Source organism: Staphylococcus sp. FSL K6-0223 (genome assembly GCF_038008285.1).
Window position 1 is genome coordinate 1,900,056 of sequence record NZ_JBBOYX010000001.1, and the last position, 23,174, is coordinate 1,923,229.

18 protein-coding genes are annotated in these 23,174 nt (G+C 29.8%); 5 read left to right on the forward strand and 13 right to left on the reverse strand.

Annotation, left to right across the window (positions count from 1 at the left end; genetic code table 11):
* Positions 1-23: 23 nt before the first annotated feature.
* The 6 genes from MHI13_RS09465 to nrdI form a co-directional block, all read right to left on the reverse strand.
* Positions 24-794, reverse strand: coding sequence for an iron ABC transporter ATP-binding protein (locus MHI13_RS09465; protein WP_017175941.1), 771 nt, complete (start codon positions 792-794; stop codon positions 24-26).
* On the reverse strand, positions 791-1,750 hold the full coding sequence (locus MHI13_RS09470) for an iron chelate uptake ABC transporter family permease subunit (RefSeq protein ID WP_002449066.1): 960 nt from the start codon (positions 1,748-1,750) through the stop codon (positions 791-793). Before MHI13_RS09470 ends, MHI13_RS09465 begins: the two co-directional genes overlap by 4 nt.
* Positions 1,740-2,708 carry an ABC transporter permease gene (locus MHI13_RS09475; RefSeq protein ID WP_002449086.1) on the reverse strand — a complete coding sequence of 323 codons (969 nt, stop codon included), beginning with the start codon at positions 2,706-2,708 and terminating at the stop codon, positions 1,740-1,742. Before MHI13_RS09475 ends, MHI13_RS09470 begins: the two co-directional genes overlap by 11 nt.
* A 184-nt stretch (positions 2,709-2,892) precedes the next feature.
* Positions 2,893-3,861: a class 1b ribonucleoside-diphosphate reductase subunit beta gene (gene nrdF / locus MHI13_RS09480; RefSeq protein ID WP_002455627.1), complete on the reverse strand. Its 969-nt coding sequence runs from the start codon at positions 3,859-3,861 to the stop codon at positions 2,893-2,895.
* A gap of 113 nt (positions 3,862-3,974) precedes the next feature.
* Positions 3,975-6,080, reverse strand: coding sequence for a class 1b ribonucleoside-diphosphate reductase subunit alpha (gene nrdE, locus MHI13_RS09485; protein ID WP_070548431.1), 2,106 nt, complete (start codon positions 6,078-6,080; stop codon positions 3,975-3,977).
* Positions 6,043-6,441 carry a class Ib ribonucleoside-diphosphate reductase assembly flavoprotein NrdI gene (nrdI, locus tag MHI13_RS09490; protein WP_002449085.1) on the reverse strand — a complete coding sequence of 133 codons (399 nt, stop codon included), beginning with the start codon at positions 6,439-6,441 and terminating at the stop codon, positions 6,043-6,045. The genes nrdE and nrdI overlap by 38 nt, the downstream gene beginning before the upstream one ends.
* 737 nt (positions 6,442-7,178) lie before the next feature.
* On the opposite strand from nrdI, the gene MHI13_RS09495 reads away from it, so the two are divergent.
* The 4 genes from MHI13_RS09495 to MHI13_RS09510 all read left to right on the forward strand — a co-directional run bounded on the left by MHI13_RS09495 (position 7,179) and on the right by MHI13_RS09510 (position 11,415).
* Complete coding sequence (locus tag MHI13_RS09495; protein WP_002449096.1) at positions 7,179-8,045, forward strand: DMT family transporter; 867 nt, start codon at positions 7,179-7,181, stop codon at positions 8,043-8,045.
* Between the two features lie 10 nt (positions 8,046-8,055).
* Entirely contained in the window at positions 8,056-8,556 is a 501-nt protein-coding gene (gene queF, locus MHI13_RS09500) for a preQ(1) synthase (RefSeq protein ID WP_002449091.1), read from the forward strand.
* Positions 8,557-8,856: 300 nt separating this feature from the next.
* A complete protein-coding gene (locus tag MHI13_RS09505) occupies positions 8,857-10,362 on the forward strand; it encodes an S-Cys-Gly-3M3SH uptake peptide MFS transporter (RefSeq protein WP_017175947.1) in 1,506 nt (501 codons plus the stop codon).
* A 129-nt stretch (positions 10,363-10,491) separates the two neighbouring features.
* Positions 10,492-11,415 (forward strand): diacylglycerol/lipid kinase family protein, encoded by a 924-nt coding sequence (locus tag MHI13_RS09510; RefSeq protein WP_017175948.1) that lies wholly within the window; start codon positions 10,492-10,494, stop codon positions 11,413-11,415.
* Positions 11,416-11,477: 62 nt separating this feature from the next.
* Here the strand turns inward: MHI13_RS09510 and MHI13_RS09515 are convergent, their stop codons facing one another.
* The 6 genes from MHI13_RS09515 to MHI13_RS09540 form a co-directional block, all read right to left on the reverse strand.
* The gene (locus MHI13_RS09515) at positions 11,478-12,014 is read right to left on the reverse strand and encodes a 5' nucleotidase, NT5C type (protein WP_017175949.1); all 537 of its coding nucleotides are present in this window, start codon (positions 12,012-12,014) and stop codon (positions 11,478-11,480) included.
* A gap of 94 nt (positions 12,015-12,108) precedes the next feature.
* Positions 12,109-13,164: a histidinol-phosphate transaminase gene (gene hisC / locus MHI13_RS09520; protein WP_019834936.1), complete on the reverse strand. Its 1,056-nt coding sequence runs from the start codon at positions 13,162-13,164 to the stop codon at positions 12,109-12,111.
* 135 nt (positions 13,165-13,299) lie between these two features.
* Positions 13,300-14,814 (reverse strand): ABC transporter permease/substrate-binding protein, encoded by a 1,515-nt coding sequence (locus MHI13_RS09525; protein ID WP_019834935.1) that lies wholly within the window; start codon positions 14,812-14,814, stop codon positions 13,300-13,302.
* A 3-nt stretch (positions 14,815-14,817) separates the two neighbouring features.
* Positions 14,818-15,774, reverse strand: a complete 957-nt coding sequence (locus tag MHI13_RS09530) for an ABC transporter ATP-binding protein (RefSeq protein ID WP_019834934.1) — start codon at positions 15,772-15,774, stop codon at positions 14,818-14,820.
* A 189-nt stretch (positions 15,775-15,963) separates the two neighbouring features.
* Positions 15,964-17,742 (reverse strand): DNA helicase RecQ, encoded by a 1,779-nt coding sequence (recQ, locus tag MHI13_RS09535; protein WP_019834933.1) that lies wholly within the window; start codon positions 17,740-17,742, stop codon positions 15,964-15,966.
* 13 nt (positions 17,743-17,755) lie between these two features.
* Entirely contained in the window at positions 17,756-19,636 is a 1,881-nt protein-coding gene (locus MHI13_RS09540; protein ID WP_048681244.1) for an ABC-F family ATP-binding cassette domain-containing protein, read from the reverse strand.
* Between the two features lie 111 nt (positions 19,637-19,747).
* Between MHI13_RS09540 and MHI13_RS09545 the strand changes: the two genes are divergently transcribed.
* Positions 19,748-20,566 (forward strand): ZIP family metal transporter, encoded by an 819-nt coding sequence (locus tag MHI13_RS09545; protein ID WP_070548254.1) that lies wholly within the window; start codon positions 19,748-19,750, stop codon positions 20,564-20,566.
* 287 nt (positions 20,567-20,853) lie between these two features.
* On the opposite strand, the gene ltaS is transcribed toward MHI13_RS09545, so the two are convergent.
* On the reverse strand, positions 20,854-22,791 hold the full coding sequence (gene ltaS / locus MHI13_RS09550) for a polyglycerol-phosphate lipoteichoic acid synthase LtaS (protein ID WP_019834931.1): 1,938 nt from the start codon (positions 22,789-22,791) through the stop codon (positions 20,854-20,856).
* Positions 22,792-23,174: the final 383 nt, after the last annotated feature.

A 23,174-nucleotide genomic window follows, 5' to 3' on the forward strand; every position in this document is an offset into this window, starting at 1 on the left:
AATATAAAAATATTTATCTCATTTTAAAAGATAACCTCATCATAGTATAAACAAATACGTTGGCCTCTAATTTCTTCTACATGAACATCCATTTCATACAAATCTCTTAACACATTTGTTTCAATTATACTATCTTTTGGGCCAGATTTAACAATTTCACCTTTCTTTAGTGCAACAATGTAATCTGAATAACAAGATGCAAAATTAATATCGTGGAGTACAATAACAATCGTTTTATTTAAATCGCGACACAATGTTCGAAGTATCTGCATAATTTGAACTGAATGTTTCATATCTAAATTATTTAACGGTTCATCTAACAAAATGTATTCTGTATCTTGAGCAATTGTCATAGCAATATACGCACGTTGTCTTTGTCCTCCAGATAGTGTTTTTATATTTCTATCTTTGATTTCCCTTAGATGTAGTAAATCAATGGCATATGCAACTTTCTCATGATCTTCTTTTTTCATTCGACCTTTTGAATAAGGAAAACGCCCAAAATTTACAAGCTGTTCTACAGTGATATTCATATCAGTATGATTTGTTTGTTTTAAAATACTTAACTTTTTTGCTAATTCATCACTTTTATAATCATCAATTAATTTATTTTCAATATTAATTGTACCGTTCTGATATTCAAATAATCGACTTACTGCTGATAGAAGTGTACTTTTTCCTGCTCCATTTGGACCTATCAAAGAGGTTAACTTACCCTTTTGTATATCAACATTTATATCTTTCAAAATAGATTTACTCTGAATTTTTTTATCTAAATTTCTAATCTGAATCAATCTTCATTCCTCCTTTTAATAAGTAAGTATATGAAGTAAATACCTCCAACTAAATCTATAATAAGACTAAATTCAGTGGTAGCTTTAAACATATTTTCTATAATCCACTGAGCTATAAATAAACTAATCCAACTTATAAGAATCGTTGCGGGTAAAATATATTTATGTTCATATGTTTTCATGAATTCATGCGCTAAATTGACTGTTAATAATCCTAAAAATGTAACAGGACCTACTAAAGCAGTAGATATTGATACTAATAAAGCCACTAAAATTAATAAAAGTTTTGTCATTTTTTCATATGATACACCTAAGTTAATAGACTGATCTTTCCCTAGTAATAACACATCTAAATAAGGTCTTAATATAAAAGCAATTACAATTAAAATAATTAAAAGTATACTTGAAATAAGAACAAGTTTAGAATTAGAAGCGTCAAAACTTGCAAACATCGCACTTTGAACGGTTAAAAAGTCATCTGGATTCATAATAAGTTGAATAAATCCAGTGATACTACGGAAAAATGTTCCTAATACTACCCCAACAAGTAAAATAAAATAAACCGAAAAATGTCCTAATTTAAACATGCCTTGAAATAATACTAAAGAAAAAAGAACCATCACTACGAGAGTTAGAAGAAAATTCAAATAAGTATTTGTCACTACACTGGCTTGTGTACCTAATAAGAACACAGGCAAGACTTTAATAAATAAATAAACTGAGTCTAATCCCATAATTGAAGGAGTAAGTAATCTATTCGCAGTGATAGATTGGAAAATAACAACTGCCGTACTAATAGATCCACCAACAAGTAAAATTAAAACTAATTTTCTTATTCGACTTTCAAACTGATATTGAAAAATTTCAAAATCCAAACCTACTAGTAAGTAGAAAGCAGCCATGCAAATCGTAAAAAGAAAGAGAATTAATATTTTTTTATTAGCACTAATTTGCATAATTATTTCTACCTTTCATCAATAAAACTAAGAAAATAATCGTTCCAAATACTCCTATTGTTAAACCAATATTTATTTCATAAGGGTAAACAATTAATCTACCAATAATATCGGAAAACAATACAAATATAGAACCTAGCATTAATGTATGAGGTAATGCATTTTTCAAGTGGTCGCCTCTATACATTGAAATAATATTAGGAACAATTAAACCTAAAAATGGTAATGTTCCAACTGTCACGACAACTAATGCTGTCAATGTTGCAGTGATTAAAAGCGCAATATTTATAATTTGTTCATATTTAACACCTAAATTATGACTAAAATCTTTGCCCATTCCAGCAATCGTAAAGTGATTGGCAAATATATAAGCGATAATTAATAAAGGAATAGCTAAATATAAAATTTCATAACGGCCGCTTGTAATAACAGCAAAATTCCCATTCAACCAATTATTAATACTTTGTAGTGCATTCGTTCTTAATGCTATAAAAGTGGTAAAACTTGAAACAATGCCACCAATCATAATACCTAAGAGCGGGACAAAAATAACTTCTTTCACTTTTATAAAATTGATTAGTTTAACGAATAAAAATGTTCCTCCTAGGCTTAATGCAACTGCAAAAGTCAATTTGATCAATATATGACCTTTTGGGAAAAATATGAGTGAAAGTAATATTCCTAATTTTGCCCATTCCATTGTTCCAGCTGTAGTAGGACTTACAAATTTATTTTGCATCATCTGTTGCATAACTAGTCCTGCTAAAGCAAGAGAACTTCCAGATAAAAGAATACTTATAGTTCTAGGAATACGACTAGAAAATAAAATATTTTTCTGATTATCTGACAAATGAAAAAGATCAGTTATTGATAATTGACTTACGCCAATAAATAAAGAAAGTATACTTAATATCACTAAAATGATTAATAATGTATAACCTTTGAATAGAAACTTCATTCGTAATGCTCCTTAGTATATATACCATTTCCATTGAAAATGATTATCATTTAACTATATATTAAATTGTCATAATAAATTTTTCAATAGTAATACTAATATTCTTTTATTTTTTATAGAGAAATTAAAAAAACTAATTGCAGTGATGATTCTACAATTAGTTTTTCTAAAATTAGTTATTATTCTAATCTTCAAAAATAAAATCTTCGTCTTGTAAAGCTTCCACGTTAAGTGCTAATGTATAGCCGTCTCCTTTTACTGAGAAAAAGTCATGATTTTTTGTTGATGTATCTAATGCATTTTCAATAATAGGATTAAACTCTTTTTCTTCAAAATAAGGTTCAAATCCTAAGTTTGATAAAGCTTTATTCCCATTATATTGTACATAATTTAAAACATCTTCAGTTAAACCGATATCATCATATAACATATGTGTATACGATACCTCATTTTTATATAGTTCTTCTAACAACTTATACATTTCTTTATCAGCTTTTTGTTTTTCATTTTCTGATAGCTCATTACGTAAACTTTGAGCATCTAAACCGGTAAAAACTCCATGAATTGATTCATCAAGTAAAATTTTTCTAATAATTTCACCAGAAGTTGTCATTTTTCCTTGACCCGCAAGATAAAGTGGATAATAGAAACCAGAATAGAACAAGAACGTTTCTAAGAAAACACTTGAAACTCTTGCCATATATTGATCAAAAATAGAGGCTTCTTTTCCCCAAAGTTTATGATAATTAGAGATAATTTTATCAGATTTATATTTTAAATGAGGCTCTTCAATTACCCAAGTATCTAATAGATAATTTGTTTCACTAGATGGAAGTAACGTTGTAAAAATATGTGAATAACTTTTAGCATGAATTTGTTCCATCATTTGCATAAATGAATAAACTGCTTTTTTACGTAAATCCGTTGTATGTAGCATAATTAATGGCATACCATCATCCGCTTGATGTGTATCTAATCCAGTTAAACCTGCTAAAGCACGTTTAAACGTATTTTTTTCATCCTCTGTTAGTGTCTTCCAACTTGCTATATCCTTTGAAACTTTAAATTCTGTTTCTACCCACATTTGTGAAATGTTTTGACGCCAAAACATATTTGTCATATCTTCTTGAGTATTCCAATTGACGGCCTTCATTAATAAAATCCTCCTCTATTTATTAACCATTACATTATTTAAGAGGATAAGATTAAAATGCTTCTCTATGAAAATAATTTAATCTTTCCTCTAAATATTTATTTCACTATTAATTAAATTGAACAACTTGTACATTCTTCAACACTTAATAATTTATTACGTGTATAGTATAAAGATTTCAATCCTTTGTGATGTGCGTATACGTATAATCGTGACAATTCACGTGTTGAAATTTCAGAATTAACATATAAAATTGTTGAAATCCCTTGGTCCACATGTGTTTGAATTGTTGAAATTAAATCTATAAGTTTCATTTGATCAGTATTAAATGCTGATTTATAGTACCACATTGTTTCAGGTGATAAGAAAGGCATTGGATAAAATGTTTCAGCATTTCCATACGTACGTCGTTCAATTTGATCTACGATTGGCATGACCGAACTAGTTGCATTCTGAACATATGAAATACTTTGAGTTGGTGCAATAGCTAATCGATAAGCATGATATAAACCATATTCTTGTACTTGTTGTTGTAATGATTTCCAGTCTTCTGATGTAGGAATTTGCATATTAGCAAATAATTCTTTTACTTTTTCAAATTGTGGCACGAACTCTTGTGATGTATAAAAATCAAAATATTTGCCACTTGCATAATCTGATTTATCAAAATCTTGATATGCTTCTCCACGTTCTTTAGCAATTTCCATAGAACGTTCAATTGAATAATAGTTCATCATCATAAAGAAAATATTAGCAAAATCTTTGGCTTCTTCAGATTCATAGCCAATTTTATTTTTCGCTAAATAGCCATGTAAGTTCATTACACCTAAACCTACAGAATGTAACTCATTATTTGCTTTTTTCACACCTGGTGCATTTTGAATATTTGCTTCGTCACTTACTACTGTTAATGCATCCATTCCAGTATGTACTGAATCTCTGAATTTACCCGTTTCCATTACATTCACTATGTTCAATGAACCTAAATTACATGAAATATCACGTTTAATTTCATCTTCAATTCCATAGTCATTAATAATTGATGTTTCCTGTAATTGGAAAATTTCAGTACATAAATTACTCATTTTAATTTGACCAATATTTGAATTCGCATGTACTTTATTCGCATTATCTTTAAACATTAAATATGGATAGCCTGATTGTAGTTGTGTTTGAGCAATCATATTCAACATTTCTCGTGCATCTTTTTTCTTTTTAAGAACATTAGGATTAGCTACAAGTTCATCATAATATTTTTCAATATCAATATCGTCTAATGTCACTCCATATTCTTGTTTTACAGTATGAGGTGCAAACATATAAAAGTCTTTACCTTCTTTAGCTAAATCAAAGAATTTAGATGGAACAATAAGACCAGTGGAAATTGTTGATAGACGTAAGTCTTCATCGGCATTTACTTTTTTAGTATCTAAGAATTCTTCAACATCATAATGGAAAATGTTTAAATATACTGCTCCAGCTCCAGGACGTTGACCTAATTGATCAGCATAACTAAATCCACCCTCTAATGCTTTTGCTACAGGTAATACACCTTTAGCTACGCCTTTAATACCTTTAATTGCTTCACCACGTGCACGTAATTTAGATAAATTGATAGCCACGCCACCACCAATTTTACTTAATTGTTTAGCAGTAGAATCTATGAAATTAATTGAGTTTAGACTATCATCAACTTCTAGTAAAAAACATGAAACAAGCTCTCCACGACGTGCGCGTCCTGCATTTAAAAATGTAGGTGTAGCAGGTTGATAACGTTGTTCAATCATCGCTAAAATAAATTGTTTAGCTTGTTCTTTATTACCATCTGCTAAATATAGAGCAACTATGGCAACATGTTGATTATAGTCTTCTAAGTACTTAGATTTATCATTTGTTTTTAAAGCATAATCTTTATAAAATTTGCTTGCAGACATATAACTAGCAAATTCAAAATTAATAGATTTTGCGAATTCGATAATTTCTATTAAATCTTCTTCGCTATACTTCTTAAATACATTAAAATAAAAATGATTATCTACTAAGTAATGTAAACGTTCAATTTCGCTATCAAAATAAATTGTTTTATCGCTAATTTCTTCTAAGTAAACGTTTAAAGCTTCTTGATCTTTCTCAAGATTAAAAAAGCCATTGTCTTTACGTTTAGTTACTTCATTGTTTAATTCAATATGATTGTACTTTTTCTCGTCCATAATCTTCATTGAAATGCCCCACCTTATCTCTAAATTCGATAACATCTTTATTTGTGCCTTGAACCTCAAATTTCATTAATAAAGGCACATGGTATGTTTCAGAAATTGTTCGACCTGCTTTCGCAAAGTTTTGTCCCCAGTTACGATTACCACTAGCAGCAACAGCACGTATATAGGCATGATTAACTTCTAGAAAAGACTGTACTTCCTTAGGAACTTCACCAAAACCAATTGTACCTGTAACTAAAATATAAGGTTCTTCTATACTATCCTTACAATTGTCTTTATTGATTTCTAATACATTTTTAATTTCACTACGTTTTATAAATCTTCGTACATTTCCTGAAAAAGAGAAATAAACTACTTTCATAGGAACGCCCTCTTTCGACAATCTTATTAATTAAAAAGAAGTTCTCTTAGTCTTATAAGAAAACTTACTTTTAGAACGAATATCATTTCGTTAACTTAATCAAGTTAATACTACATATTGTGTTTCTAATTATTAATCTTTAAAAATCATTATTTGTAAATCGTTCATGTAAATAGTGTAGATTCCGAAAAAACCAACCCAAATAAGTGTGAAATTGCTACTAAAATGAATTATTCATACAATCTTTCTATTTTCCTCAAACACAACATATTGTGTCTCAATTCAAAACCCAACACTATATTCTGTGTTTCATTATACATAAATGGTACCCTAATTAAAAGTTAATATTTGATGTCAAATGTTCGTGAAATCGGTTAAAGGTGCATCATAGCTATATTAAAAACTAAGAAAATTTTATTTTAGTTTTTTTAAGGTATTTCACTTGATTTTTTGCCTACCATTACTAAACCTTATTTATTCGGGATTTCCAATACATAAGAATGTAAATCATAATATATTGTTAGCCATTTATTAAAAAAATAACTCATTTTTTATATTAAAAGCCGAATAAATTTCTATTTTACGAATTAAAAATTTAGAGTATATTTAACCATATTAAGAACATATGTTCGTTATCATTATAGTTTTTCTTTTTTATCTTTGCAAGTACTTATGCATCCACAAATAAATTATGCTAATATATAGACGTTAAATTTTTATAAATGAGGAGATATACTTTGAATCCTAAGGTAAAAGGTATCATTGCTATTTTAATTTCTGCTATTGGTTTTAGTTTTATGTCTGTTTTTTTTAGACTAGCCGGAGACTTACCTGTATTTCAAAAATCTTTAGCAAGAAATTTGGTAGCCATGTTTATTCCATTATTTTTCATAATAAAATATAGGCAACCTATATTGGGTAAAATGAGTAGTCAACCCCTTTTAATGACTAGATCGACGTTAGGTCTTATAGGGGTATTACTAAATATTTACGCTATTGATCACATGGTGTTAAGTGATGCTGATACTTTAATGAAGCTTAACCCTTTTTGGACTATTTTATTAAGTTTAATATTTTTAAAAGAGAATATTAAAAGGTATCAAATTATAGCTATGTTAATTGCTATTTTTGGTATGTTATTCATTGTTAAACCAGAATTTTCTTCAACTATGTTCTCTTCTTTAGCCGGTTTATTCTCAGGTATCTTCGCTGCATCTGCATATACTTGTGTACGAGCATTAAGTAAACGTGAAGCACCTTATACTATTGTATTTTATTTTTCATTATTTTCAGTCATCGTTCTTATTCCATTTTCTATTGCAACATATGAACCGATGACAAAGTTACAAATTATATATTTATTAGGAGCTGGATTATCAGCGGCAGTAGGACAAATTGGTATTACATTAGCATATAGTTTTGCTCCAGCAAAAGACATTTCTATTTTTACGTATGCTTCTATATTATTTACTGCATTATTTGGCTTTATATTATTCGGAGAAACACCAGATTTCTATGCATTTATAGGTTATATCATCATTATTGGCGCTAGTTACTTTATGTTTGAAAAAGCACGTAGACAATCTAATACATCTAACAATTAGGAGGCAAATTATGACACAAGGTCGCAATAAAGAAGAATTACAAGATATTACATTATTAGGCAATCAAAATAATAAATATGAATTTGACTATACACCTCAAGTACTCGAAACTTTTGATAATAAACATCAAGGAAGAGATTATTTTGTAAAGTTTAATTGTCCAGAATTCACTTCTCTTTGCCCTATTACTGGACAACCCGATTTTGCTACAATTTATATTTCATATATACCAAATATAAAAATGGTAGAATCAAAATCACTAAAATTATATTTATTTAGTTTTAGAAATCATGGTGATTTTCACGAAGATTGTATGAATATTATCATGAATGACTTAATTGACTTAATGGATCCTCATTATATAGAAGTATGGGGTAAGTTCACGCCACGTGGAGGCATTTCAATAGATCCATATACAAATTATGGTCGTCCAAACTCTAAATATGAAAAGATGGCCGAACATCGTTTAATGAATCACGATATGTATCCTGAAAAAATAGACAATCGATAACATGTTTTTTAACTCCTTTTATTTTTACTAATGTAATATAAAAGGAGTCATTTTTATTCTAGATTTTTTTAATAAACTATTGCGATTTATTAAATTAAAGCGTATTTTAATATTATCGCTAAAATTTATAAAGATATAAGTTCATGAGCAATAAAAACTTTTATTTTTATAAGTTATTATATTTTATTTGACTGAAAATTCTAAAAATTTATATTTTTAAGAAATTCTTGTGAGATGTAATTGTACAATCTTATTTACATAGTAATCAGTCATATTAGGAAAGAAAGGAGTGGGATGTTAATGGCAACAAATAACTCCCATGAACAAACAATTCAATCAATACCACAGAAAGGATTTTTCGGTCATCCTAGAGGACTAGGTGTGCTCTTTTTCGTAGAGTTTTGGGAAAGATTCAGTTACTACGGTATGCGTGCGATGCTCATATTTTATATGTATTTCGCAATACACCAAAATGGATTAGGTATTGATCAAACTACAGCAATGTCGATTATGTCAGTATATGGAGCACTTATTTACATGTCTTCTATTCCTGGCGCATGGATTGCTGATAGAATTACAGGCACACGTGGTGCTACTTTATTAGGTGCTGTACTTATTATTATTGGACATATCTGTTTAAGTTTACCATTTGCTTTATTTGGTTTATTCTCATCAATGTTCTTTATTATTATCGGATCAGGTTTAATGAAACCTAATATTTCAAATATTGTAGGTCGTTTATATCCTGAAAATGATACACGTATTGATGCAGGTTTCGTTATTTTCTATATGTCTGTTAACTTAGGTGCATTAATTTCACCTATTATACTGCAACATTTTGTAGATATACGTAATTTCCATGGTGGCTTCCTTCTAGCAGCTATTGGTATGGCATTAGGTCTTGTTTGGTATTTGTTATTTAATAGAAAGAATTTAGGTAGTGTTGGAATGAAACCTACTAACCCACTATCTAAAGAAGAAAAGCGTAAATATGGAATGATTATCGGTATCATAGTAGCAATTGTGATTATCGTATTATTAGTTACATATTATACCCATACCCTTTCATTCGATTTAATTAGTAATACTGTATTAGTTCTTGGAGTAGCTTTACCAATCATTTACTTTACAACTATGCTTCGTAGTAAAGACGTTACCGATGTAGAACGTTCTCGAGTTAAAGCATTTATACCTTTATTTATTTTAGGTATGTTATTCTGGTCAATTCAAGAACAAGGTTCTAACGTTTTAAATATTTATGGTTTAGAACGTTCTGACATGCAACTCAACTTATTTGGTTGGACAACTCGATTTGGGGAAGCTTTGTTCCAATCTATCAATCCATTATTTATTTTATTATTTGCACCCGTTATTTCTATGATTTGGTTAAAAATGGGTAAAAAGCAACCTTCTTTAGCTATTAAATTTGGTATTGGTACATTACTAGCAGGTTTATCATACATTCTAATTGGATTAGTTGGTTTAGGTTATGGACATACACAATTCTCAGTTAACTGGGTTATTTTATCATATGTAATCTGTGTTATTGGGGAACTTTGTTTATCACCTACAGGTAATAGTGCTGCTGTTAAACTTGCACCTAAAGCATTTAATGCTCAAATGATGAGTGTATGGCTATTAACAAATGCTTCAGCACAAGCGATTAATGGTACATTAGTAAAATTAATTAAACCACTTGGTCAAACGAATTATTTTATTTTCTTAGGTACCGTTGCTATTGTTATTACTCTTATCATTTTAGTTTTCTCACCTAAGATTACAAAAGCTATGAAGGGTATTCACTAATTAAATACAAAATAGTAAAAAGTACTTCTAGTTATGACATCTAGAAGTATTTTTTTACTTATATATTTAAAATTATAAAATTCAGGGTAAATATTTATAATATCATTTTAAATGAAAGTAGGTTTAACTATGGAGCAACAGTATAATCATGGGGTATTATTTTACCATGAACATAGCGGACTTAAAGATATATATGATGGATTGGGAGAAGTCGCTAAATCACTAACTCAGTTATGTAAGCATCTTTCAATACAATTAAGTGAAAATGAGGGTGACATTGAAAGATATTGTAAAGAAATAAAAGATCATACTTATAGTAATGATATTGATATCGTTTTTATATTGGGAGGAGACGGTACAGTTAACGAATTGATTAATGGTGTGATGAAATATGATCTAGATCTTCCTATAGGTATTATTCCAGGAGGAACATTTAATGATTTTACTAAAACATTAAACTTAAATCCTGACTTCAAAAAAGCTAGTGAGCAATTGTTGTCTTCACATATTGAGTCATATGATGTTATGAAAGTAAATGATAATTATGTACTTAACTTTGTCGGACTAGGACTTATTGTGCAAAATGCTGAAAATGTTCAAGAAGGACGTAAAGATATCTTTGGAAAATTAAGTTATGTTGGTTCTACTGTAAAAACACTCATGAATCCCGAACATTTTGACTATACATTGACAGTAGACGACAAAGAATATAAAGGAAATACGTCTATGCTAGTGATAGCAAATGGACCTAATATTGGTGGCAGTCGCATTCCACTTACAGATCTTTCTCCACAAGATGGAAAGTTAAATAGTTTTATATTTGAACAACAAAGTTTTAGTATTTTAAACGATATTTTCAAAAAAAGAGATAGCATGAATTGGAATGAAATTACCGAAGGAATTAATCATATTCCAGGTTCTCACATAACATTACGCACTGAACCAAATATGAAAGTAGATATTGATGGAGAAATTAATTTAGAAACACCTATCACCATTGATGTGTTACCTAAAGCAATCAATATCCTTACTTTTTCGAATGATGAGAAATAACAACTATATAATAATCAAAAGGTATGTATGAATGCTTCAAGCTTCATACATACCTTTTTACTTTAATTATTATTTAAAAACATTGCTTCTACATCTTTCCAGCCATTCACTCGTTTAAAACGTGTTTCATTTATATTATGTGCAGCCGTAAAGATAATAGGTTCTCCTTCAAAAATTTGAAGCTGACGAGGATTATCATCTATTAAATAATCTGTTTTAACAATATTTTTTCTTCCACAAAAAATAAAATGCTGTGGATCTAAAAATGGAAAATATTCTAGTAACCATTCATATTTATCATGAAATGAGGTGGGTACATCCATTGCTGCTGTAGCAATATATACATCATAATGCTCATTAAGTTTTTCTACCACCTCTTGAGCATGTGGTATCACTTTAAGATGTCTAAAAAACTCTGGCGCTCTTAAAATATCTCTTACTAACCCATCATGTTCAGGAATCACATGGTTTAATTTCTGACCATGTAACGATTCCATTGTAATTCCTAATTTAGTTTCAATATTAACTGCTTCAATAATTGCACCTAAAGTATCTGCTAATACTTCATCCATATCTATTGCTATAGATTTACGTGCCATGCTATCACTTCCTTAGTTATCTTTTGCACATTTTCAAAGTATAGCAAAAAACCTTTAATTCGTCATGAATCGCAATTAAAGGTTTTTCCTTAGTTTAATAATTAAATTGTTTTAATACTTCAATCATTTTATTATTTTGTTCTTCAAATCCAATTGTAATACGTACTCCATTAGGAAAAGGTCTAGTGATACAGCCAACGTTTAATAATTCATTATACAATGCTTGTGGCTTATCTGTTACTACAAATACAAAGTTCGTTTGACTAGGTAAAAAGTGTTTACTTTGTTCAATGTTATAGAACTTTTCACGTTCTTTTGCATTTTTTCTAGTAATCTCTTTTAAATAATCTTGATCTTCTAATGCTGCAATCGCTGCATATTCTGAAATTCGTGTCACATTAAATGGTGGACGAATGATATTCCATTTTTCAATGGCTTCATTTGTTGCCACAACATATCCTACACGTAAACCTGCTAATCCATATGCTTTAGAAAATGTTCTTAATAAAAATGCATTATCAAAGCGTTCTTGTAGTTTTAATGTATCAGGATAATCTTCAGCAGTGACGAATTCGAAATATGCTTCATCAATTAAGACTGGCACATGACTTGGAACACGTTCCAAAAATGACTCTAATTCATCATGACTAAAATATGTACCTGTAGGATTATTAGGATTACATAACCATACTAATGAGGTATCAGAATTAACCTCTTTTAAAATGCCTTCCAAATCAAATCCGCCATTTTTTAACGGTACTTTTACAACTTTAGCTGATTCAACAATCGCATTATGATAATATTGTCCAAAAGTAGCTTCACTTGTCACAATTTTATCTCCCGGTGTTAAAACTGCTCTAGAAATCATGAGTATTACTTCATCTAAACCTGCGCCAAATAAAATTCGAGATTCATCAACATTTAAATGCTTACTAATTGCTTTTCGTAATGATGGAGAGCCTGTTTCCGGATAGTAAAATAATTCATCTAAGTGAGCCTCAATTGCTTCTTTTACACGAGGTGATGGTCCATATAAATTTTCATTCGATGCTAGTTTATATAACTCACCTTCTATACCAAATTTTTCTTTAAGTGCTTGCGGTGATAACCCAGGTTGATATGCCGATAATTGTTGTAATTGTTTTTTCATTTATGATCACTCCTATATAAATTAAGTTACTTTCCTTTTTCACTTATTAATTAAAATAGTACCATAAATTATCGATTTATACTTTATGTGTTAAAAAGCTCATAGATAAAATGTATCTATGAGCTTTTTACAAATTTAATGTGCCAATCCTTCTTTTTCTAAATATTGTTTAGCAACTTTATATGGATCTTCATTTTTCACTGTCACTTTATAATTCATTTCTTGCATTTGTTCATCCGTAATTTTATTTGATAATTGATTTAAAGCTTTTTTAATTTCCGGATGTTCTTTTAGAAACTTTTCTTTAAACATTGGAGCACCTTGATAAGGTGGGAAAACATGTTTATCATCTTTAAGTACTACCATATCATATTGTTTTAATTCAGCATCTGTAGAATACGCATCAATAAGATTAATGTCACCTTTCTCTACTGCCGTATAACGTAGTTTAGGTTCCATTTGTTTAATATTAGAAAGATTCAAGTTATATTTTTTAGCTACTGCTTTATAACCATCATCTCTATCTTTAAATTCCATAGTAAATCCTGGTTTAAGTTGACCTTGTACTTTACGTAAATCACCAATTGATTGTAAATTATATTGTTTAGCAAAATCTCTTTTAACAGCTAACGCATAGGTATTATTATATTTCATTGGTTTAAGCATCGTCATATCATATTTTTTCTCTAAACTTGCTTTAGCTTGGTGATATACATCAGCTTCTTTTTTAGATTTTAGATCCTCTTTAGTAAGTTCTCCTAGTACTGTACCTGTAAATTCTAAGTACCCATCTATATCGTCTGATTTTAACGCATTAAATAAGAATGAGGTTTTACCCATACCACTTTTAACATTAACTGTATCATGTGTTTCCTCTTCAATTAATATTTTATACATATTCGTAATAATTGAAGGTTCAGAACCTAATTTTCCTGCCATAGTAATCGTTGCACCTTTTTTACCAAAGAGTGGAACAACAATAACAAGTAAGATAATTAATAGAATAATACCTAGTGTAATAAGAAGTTTTTTATAAGATAATTTCGCCATATAACGCAATATAAAATCAAATAAAATAGCTAATAATGCAGCTGGAATAGCGCCAATCAATATAAGTGCTGTATTGTTACGATCAATGCCTAATAAGATCAAATCCCCTAATCCACCTGCTCCAATTAATGCAGCTAATGTAGCTGTACCAATAATAAGCACCATAGCTGTACGTATACCTGCCATAATGACTGGCATTGCAATAGGTAACTCGACTTTAGTTAAACGTCGCATTGGTTTCATACCGATACCTTTGGCTGCTTCTGTTAGAGAAGGCTCTACTTCTTTAATACCTGTATATGTATTTCTTAAAATAGGTAATAGCGCATATACTACTAATGCAATAATTGCTGGAACTTTTCCTATACCAAAAATTGGAATCATTAATCCAAGTAAAGCAAGGGATGGAATAGTTTGTAATACCGCTGCAATATTCATTACCACTTCAGATAAACGCTTTGTTTTAGTTAAAGCAATACCAAGTGGTACTGCAATTAAAATTGCGATAAATAAAGCAATAAAAGAAATTTGTATGTGCTCAAAAATTGTTCTTAGTAATTCTCCTCTACGATCATTGAGCGTTGTTAAAAATTCGTTCATGCTTTAACCCTCCTTATCATTTTTAGATAGATAGTCAAAAACATCTTCTCTTCTTAATAATGACTGTGTTAAAGCATGATTATTTTCTACAATGACTGCTTCATGTTTAGCAAGTATCTCGTAAGTATCTTGAAGTTTCATACTATCTTTTATAATTGGGTATCCTTGTTTTTCGTCATATTCAGTAAGTGTTCTTGTAAGATTTAGATCGGAGATTTTTGAATTATTGATATCTTTATGTAAGTGATCGCCCATAAACTCTCGAACAAATTGATTTTTAGGATGCTCTTGGAATCCTTCAGGTGTGTCAATTTGTTCAACACGACCATCATTTAATAAACAAATACGATCTCCTAATTTCATTGCTTCTTGTATATCGTGTGTTACAAAAATAATTGTCTTTTTAATTTTCGTTTGTAATTCTAATAAATCATCTTGTAATTTTTCTCTACTAATGGGGTCTAACGCACTAAAAGGTTCGTCCATTAATATTACTGGAGGATCAGCTGCTAATGCTCTTACCACGCCTACACGTTGACGTTGTCCTCCCGATAATTCATCTGGTTTACGATCTCGGTATGTATTTGGATCTAATCTAACCATATCTAATAATTCATCTACACGTCGATGAATATCTTTGTCTTTCCACTTTTTCATTTGAGGAACTTGTGCGATATTTTCTTTAATCGTCATATGTGGAAATAATGCGATTTGTTGTAGTACATATCCAATATCCCAACGCATCTCATAAACTGGATAATCACTCACTGGCTTATCTTTAAAATAAATGTATCCTTCACTTAACGGTATTAATCGATTAATCATTTTTAAAGTAGTTGTTTTTCCACAACCTGAAGGTCCGATTAAAATAAAAAATTCTCCTTCATTAATCTTAAAACTCACATCATCAACTGCAACATTCGTTCCATAACGTTTTGTTACATTTTTAAACTCTATCATCTTGTCACCTTCATTTCCTTCACATCACTATAAAATTTATATTGCTTATTTTCTATTAAATCATGTTTATTGATAAATTCATACTTAATAGATTTAAATACTAATTATTTTTTAACAATAAAAAATAAAACAACTTAAAACATTTTTCTAGCTTCTAAGTTGTTTTATTAAGTCATATTTAATTTTTTGTTAGATATTCGTTTTATATGATTGGATTGTTTCAAGAAATTTAGGACAATAATGTTTTAACTTATAGCTTCCTACACCATCTATCGCAATCATTTCTTGTTTAGATTCTGGTTTACGTTTAGCAAACTCTTCCAATGTATAGTCAGAAAAAATACTCACAGGCGCAATATTCAACTTTTCACTTAATTGACGGCGAACTTCTACTAATTCACTATATAAAGCACGATCAACGCCTTCTATTGTATTAATGAAAACTTTTTCCTTACTTTTATGTTTAAATGGCGTCGTATACACTGTGACATCATTATTCAATAATTCTTTCACACTTTCATCACACGTTAGAATTTCATTATATTCATTTAAAAAGCCTTTAAACCGTAACTCATCAATTAAATGACTTAACTCTGAAGTAGTATAGTCTTTCATCAATCCATGTGTTGTAAGTTGATGATAATGATTATATTTAATATAATCACTTAATTCTCCACGTAACACTTGAATAATAACATGATAGTTTTCTTGTTGACGCATGCGTGCGATACAACTAATAATCATTTTTGCTTCATTGGTCATGTCATAAGTTTTATTTTGTTGAATGCAATTACTACATTGACCGCATTCCTCTAGACGCGCATTCGGTTCAAAATAATGTACAATTGTCGCTTCTAAGCACTTTTTCGTTTTAGTATACTGAATCATTTTAGTTAGTTTCTCGCCCATTTTATCTTTATAATCATCATCTGCTTGCGAAACAGTAATAAAATATTCATGTAATCCTTTATCTCTTTCACTAAATAATAAAATACATTCACTTTTTAAGCCATCTCGTCCTGCACGACCCGCTTCTTGATAGTATGATTCAAGATCTCCAGGCATGTTGTAATGAATAACATAACGAACATTAGATTTATCAATACCCATTCCAAATGCATTTGTTGCGATAACAACTTTAATACGATCGTATACAAAGTCATTTTGAGCTTCTTCTCTTTCTTTATTTGTTAAACCTGCATGATAAATAGCAGAAGCAATATTTATAGATTCTAGAGATTCTTGTAATTCTTCTACTTGTTTACGTGTAGAACAATAAATAATACCTGCTTGATCTTTATGAGCTTTAGCATATTCAATAACAAATTTTTGTCTTTGATATGTTGAATTTACTTTAAAAATGAGATTACGTCTTTTGGTACTTGTTTTAATTCCATCTTCTTTTTGGATATTTAATTTTTCCATAATATCCTGTTGAACTTCGGCCGTGGCTGTAGCTGTAAGAGCTACAATCGTAAAATCTTGAGGTAGTGTAAACACTTTATTTATGACGCTTTGATAACTCGGTCTAAAATCATGTCCCCATTTTGAAATACAGTGAGCTTCATCAAATGCAATTAAGTGAATGTCAATTTGACTAAGCAAGTTTAAAAAATAGTTACTTTCAAAACGTTCAGGTGCCACATATAAAAATTGAATGTCACCAGTTATTAACTTATTTTCAATCTCAGATTGTTGCTTTTTATTTAGACTACTATTTAGATAGGCTGCTTCGATACCCATTGCTTTTAACTGATCCACTTGGTCTTTCATTAAAGAAATCAATGGGCTTATTACTATCGTTGTACCACCTAACATTAAACCAGGTACTTGATAACATATTGATTTACCACCACCTGTAGGCAAGACACCTAATACATTATGATGATTTAATATTTTAGAAATTATCTCTTTTTGACCTGGTCTAAACGTATCATAACCAAAATAATGTGACAAAGTTGCTTCCATACTTACATTCCCCTTATTGCTCTTTTATTTCTTCTAATTCACTCCATCTCGTGATGTCTACATCATATGATTGCTCTAGATGTTCTTTTTCTTCATTTAATTCTTTTATTTTAGCGTAATCAGTGCTCGCTTCTACCATTTCAGCATCAATCTGCTCTAGTCTATGTTCTGTCGTTTCAATACGTTCCATTAGAGCTTCATATTCACGTTTTTCTTTATAAGACAGTCCCGTTTTTTTACGAGCGTTTGATTTAGTTTTAGGTTGTTGAGCTTGTTTTTCAAGTGTATCCTGTCGATCTTTTTCTTTTTTATAGGCCTCATAATCTTCGAATGTTCCAATAATACGTTCTAATTGGCCACCGTGAATATACCAATATTCTTGTGCTACTTTATTTAAAAAATAACGATCATGACTTACAGTAACTACTGATCCTCCGAAGGTACTAATGTAGTCTTCTAAAATTGTTAATGTTTCAGTATCAAGATCATTGGTTGGCTCATCAAGTAACAGGACATTAGGTTGATGAACAAGCAATCTCAATAGATATAATCGTTTTTGCTCTCCACCTGATAATTTATAAATCTTTTTACCATGAGTAGCACTCGGAAATAGAAATCGCTCTAACAATTGAGTAACTGAAACTGAAGTGCCATCTTTTTCTTTTGCCACTTCACTTTCTTCTCTCAAATAGTCAATCATACGTATATCTCTATCCAAAGTTTCTTCTGTTTGTTTAAAATAGGCTATTTTTACAGTTTGCCCAACTTTTAATTCTCCAGAATAATCAGTATCATCTTGATTTAAAATATTTAACATTGTCGTCTTCCCTGCACCATTTGGTCCAACGATACCAATTCTTTGACCACTTTGAATAATTTCTGTTACATCTTTGAATAATATTTTATTTTGAATCTTTTTCGTTAAATGGTCTAACTCAAATACTTGTTTGCCTAATCTAGAATAAGCAAGATTGAGTTGACCTTTATCTTTTTGATGATGAGATTGAACTTCTGACTCCAAATCATTAAATCGATTAATTCGAGCTTGTTGTTTTGTCGTTCTTGCTTTTGCGCCTGTACGCATCCATGCAAGTTCTTGTTTATAAAGTGCCTTTTGTTTTTCTTGTTGTTTTTGTTCAATCACTTCATTTTCAGCTCTCATTGCAATGTAATCTTCATAGTTTCCTGGATAAGATTTAAGTTTTCCTCTATCTAATTCCACAATACGTGTAGCAATCTCATTTAAAAAATAGCGATCGTGTGTAACAAATAAAACTGTATGTGGATATTGCTTAACATAGTTAATTAACCAGTTAATTGATTCAAAGTCTAGATGGTTTGTAGGCTCATCTAGCAATAACAAATCAGGTTGTTCTATAAGTGTCTTAGCTAAGACAACACGTTTTTGTTGTCCACCTGATAATTCTTTAATTTTTTTAGTCGTATGATTAATACCTAATTTTGATAAAATAGTTTTAATTTCAGCATTGTAATCCCATGCATGGTGTTGATCCATAAGTTCTTGAGCTTCCATCATTTTTTTAAAATTCGCATCGTTTTGATGTTCTGTATATATAGTCACAGCTTCTTCATATGTTTTAATAATACGTAACGTATCTGTATCGGAACTTAGAACAGCTTGAAATACTGTCATATCACCATCTAAATTTTGCTTCTGTGAAGAATAACGAATGCGATACTGATTAGGATGAGTTATATCGGCTGAAAAATCTTCATCTAAACCACCAATGACTTTTAATAAAGTACTTTTACCAGTACCATTTATACCTACAAGTCCAATTTTTTCATGTTCAGAAATAGAGAGATTTAAGTCATCAAAAATAACTTTATCCGCATATGATTTATTTAGTTGTTCTATTTTATACGCTTCCATATTTTTACTTCCTTTTTAATATCGAAATTTCAATATATTTCTGATAAGCTTAATTCAGTTCTATATATTATACACCTTTTTAATGCTAAATGATATAAGGAGAAAATAGATATGATAGACTTTTTCGAAAATTTACCGCCTTATCTTCAAGCGCTTATTGCCGGTATTATCACTTGGTTATTAACCGCTTTAGGTGCTGCATCAGTCTTTATTTTCAAGACTGTAAACAAAAAAATCCTAACTTCTATGCAAGGTTTTGCCGCTGGAATTATGATTGCTGCAAGTTTTTGGTCTTTATTACAACCTTCCATTGATTATGGTACAAATGGTCATTTACCTGCTTGGTTACCTGCTGCGATTGGTTTTATTCTAGGTGGTGTGTTTATTAGAGGACTTGATGCAGTCATTCCACATATACACCAAAAAATCGGTGATAAAAGTCAATATCGAGAGGGCGTTAAAACTTCTTTAAGTAAAAATGCTTTACTAGTATTAGCTATCACTTTACACAATATTCCTGAAGGTTTATCAATCGGCGTAGCATTTGGTGGAATTGCAACTGGAAATGGACAAGCTACCTTTTTGGGAGCCCTTGGTTTAGCAATTGGTATTGGTATTCAGAATATTCCAGAAGGAGCTGCTTTATCCATGCCGATTAGAGCCGCTGGTGCAACACGTTTTAAAGCATTTAATTATGGTCAAGCATCAGCCATAGTAGAACCTATTTTTGCAACTATAGGTGCCATTGCAATTATTTTTATCACTCCAGTACTACCCTATGCATTAGCTTTTGCAGCAGGAGCAATGATTTTTGTAGTTGTAGAAGAGCTTATCCCTGATTCTCAATCGAGTAATAATACAGATTTAGCTACATTAAGCTTAATGCTTGGTTTTGTGATAATGATGATATTAGACGTATCATTAGGATAATTAAATTAACGAATAAGCCTGAGACATATTAAATGGTCTTAGGCTTTTTTAATATATTGACAGTCAATTCTAGTCCCGGGACCCCAACAAAAAACTTTCAATAAGAAAGTCTACGTCCAACGTAATTTAGGAATGTGTTGTCGCAGTATAACGACGAATTCAAAATGAATTCTGTCCCACTCTCATTTTTTGTTGATTTTTAATGCAACGATAAAAAACCCGTAGATAAAACTTATCTACGGGTTTTTAATATAGAATGTTTATTTTATACACTCTCTAATATTGAATTATTTTTGATTTCCATGAGGACCTATTTTGTAGTCATATTTTGATGGATTAATTTTTTTGAAATCTGGATTATTGTAGAATCTGAATAGGTCGCCGTTTAATACCTCGTCACTCATTTCTAAATCTTTTTCCACCTGTTTTTTATTTTTTTCTAAATCTTTAGGTGGCGTTGTTATTAATTCATTATTTTTATTTGAATATACTTTACCATTCACAAATTTATAATCTTTTGTGATGAAATCACCATTACGGAATGGAATTACATCATTATGATCTTTAGATAACATATCTGTACCAAACATTAAATAATTCTTCGAATCAATACCAACTAAATGTAAGATAGTAGGCATCACATCCATTTGCCCAGCATATGTTTCATCTACAGTACCATTTTTACCAGGAATTTTTAACCAAAAGCCAGTACGATTTAAATCTGTGAATTTAGCTGGTGTAATTTGCTCACCCAGTAATTTCTCCATTGCATTGTTATGGTTTTCAGAAATACCATAATGGTCACCGTAAATCATAATGACTGAATCATCATATAATCCTTTTGCTTTCAAATCATTAATATACTGTTCTAAAGCTTGATCTAAGTAATGAGCCGTTTGAATATATCCATCTACAGTAGAATCGCCTGTATTCGGCTTATCAATACTTGCATCTTCTGAATTTAAAGTAAATGGATAATGATTAGTTAGTGTAATTAAATGAGAGTAAAATGGTTGTTTCATTTTAGATTGATATTCTGCTGATGCTTTAAAGAAAGGTTTATCTTTTAAGCCTAAGTTCACGACATTTTCATCCGACATATCATAATATGTTGCATCGTAAAATTTATCTATACCAAAATGTTTATAAATTTGATCACGGTTCCAAAATGTTTTGTAGTCCCCGTGCATCACATCAGAAGTGTAACCTTCTTTTTGATCTAAAATTGCTGGTAAAGATTGATATGTGTTATCTCCTTTTAATGAATACGCAGATCCTTGTGGTAAACCATATAAACTATTATCCATTGTAAATTCTGAGTCAGAAGTTTTACCTTGTCCTGTTTGATGGAAGAAGTTTGGATAATATCTAAAGTCATCGTTACCAGTCGATAATTTGTTTAAGAAAGGTGTAACTTCCTTACCATTTACTTTTTTATTAATTAAAAATGTTTGAAAACTTTCCAAATGTATTTTTATGATATTTTTCTTCTTAGCAATACCATAATATTCAGAGTTTGGTTCTGTATTTTTTTGTTTCGTATAATTTAAAACACGAGTTAAATCATCTTCAGAAGCCAATGCTTTTTGTTGATTGTTTTGAATCGTTTTAACACCATCATATACAGTAAAATTATATGGACCTAAATATTTAACTAAATATTTGTGATCAAATGTACGAGTCAATAATTCAGGGCGATCAGTTTCAGCAAAAGCTAAGTTTAAAAAGAACAATGCAATTGATGCTGCCATCACTACTGGTACAAACTTTTTACTAAATACACGTTTGTCTAACCAACTTCGTTTAAAAATTAAAATAAACAGATAAACAATAGTATCTATAAAATACACAAAGTCATACCATTTAAAAGAGGCACTTACTGCGCCCCCCATCGATTCAACGTTACTCGCTTGATTTAATGTACTAAACGTTAAAAAGTCTGAGAAGAATCTAAAATAAACAACATTAGCATAGAGTAAAAATGTTAATAAGAATCCTCCAATAAAAATAAACCAATATGCTTTCTTACCTTTAAAGAACAGAAAGATACTTAAAATAAGCGCGATTAAACTATATGGATTCATCAATAGTATTAAATTTTGAACTAACCCTTTAACACCTAAAGAAAAATCTACATAGTATGAGAAATACGTTTTCAATGTTACTGTAAATACAGTCATTAAGAAAAACGCAAAAAGACTTATTTTTCTTTTGTGTAAACTCATGAATGTTTCCTCCGTTTATAGTTATTCAAATACGGCCATTTACGAATGCTATTTTTAAAATTTAATATGTTTTTAAAACAATAAAATTTTTAATTATTATTTAATAAAAGAACCTTTTTTATCACTACATTTAATTGTTAACTATTTATTAAAAAAATGCGAATTTTGTAATATTTTTGTAATAATACTTCATAGTTCAATATATAAATATAAAGTATTTTTACTTATTTATCAAGAAAAAGCTCAAGTTTAGCCTTTCCATTTATATACCTAATCATTTCTAAACTATTAAACTGATTGATATATTATAACGTCTAATCTATTCAATTTAATCAGACTATAGTCCTATACCTTTACATTAAAAAATATCATTAAATATTAAT

What these genes read in the sequence shown, in the direction of transcription:
- MHI13_RS09470 (WP_002449066.1), bottom strand. Translation starts at nt 1,750, where the DNA reads ATGCAAATTAGTGCTAATAAAAAAATATTAATTCTCTTTCTTTTTACG.
- MHI13_RS09475 (WP_002449086.1), bottom strand. Translation starts at nt 2,708, where the DNA reads ATGAAGTTTCTATTCAAAGGTTATACATTATTAATCATTTTAGTGATA.
- nrdF (WP_002455627.1), bottom strand. Translation starts at nt 3,861, where the DNA reads ATGAAGGCCGTCAATTGGAATACTCAAGAAGATATGACAAATATGTTT.
- nrdE (WP_070548431.1), bottom strand. Translation starts at nt 6,080, where the DNA reads ATGAAGATTATGGACGAGAAAAAGTACAATCATATTGAATTAAACAAT.
- nrdI (WP_002449085.1), bottom strand. Translation starts at nt 6,441, where the DNA reads ATGAAAGTAGTTTATTTCTCTTTTTCAGGAAATGTACGAAGATTTATA.
- queF (WP_002449091.1), top strand. Translation starts at nt 8,056, where the DNA reads ATGACACAAGGTCGCAATAAAGAAGAATTACAAGATATTACATTATTA.
- MHI13_RS09505 (WP_017175947.1), top strand. Translation starts at nt 8,857, where the DNA reads ATGGCAACAAATAACTCCCATGAACAAACAATTCAATCAATACCACAG.
- MHI13_RS09510 (WP_017175948.1), top strand. Translation starts at nt 10,492, where the DNA reads ATGGAGCAACAGTATAATCATGGGGTATTATTTTACCATGAACATAGC.
- MHI13_RS09515 (WP_017175949.1), bottom strand. Translation starts at nt 12,014, where the DNA reads ATGGCACGTAAATCTATAGCAATAGATATGGATGAAGTATTAGCAGAT.
- hisC (WP_019834936.1), bottom strand. Translation starts at nt 13,164, where the DNA reads ATGAAAAAACAATTACAACAATTATCGGCATATCAACCTGGGTTATCA.
- MHI13_RS09525 (WP_019834935.1), bottom strand. Translation starts at nt 14,814, where the DNA reads ATGAACGAATTTTTAACAACGCTCAATGATCGTAGAGGAGAATTACTA.
- MHI13_RS09530 (WP_019834934.1), bottom strand. Translation starts at nt 15,774, where the DNA reads ATGATAGAGTTTAAAAATGTAACAAAACGTTATGGAACGAATGTTGCA.
- recQ (WP_019834933.1), bottom strand. Translation starts at nt 17,742, where the DNA reads ATGGAAGCAACTTTGTCACATTATTTTGGTTATGATACGTTTAGACCA.
- MHI13_RS09540 (WP_048681244.1), bottom strand. Translation starts at nt 19,636, where the DNA reads ATGGAAGCGTATAAAATAGAACAACTAAATAAATCATATGCGGATAAA.
- MHI13_RS09545 (WP_070548254.1), top strand. Translation starts at nt 19,748, where the DNA reads ATGATAGACTTTTTCGAAAATTTACCGCCTTATCTTCAAGCGCTTATT.
- ltaS (WP_019834931.1), bottom strand. Translation starts at nt 22,791, where the DNA reads ATGAGTTTACACAAAAGAAAAATAAGTCTTTTTGCGTTTTTCTTAATG.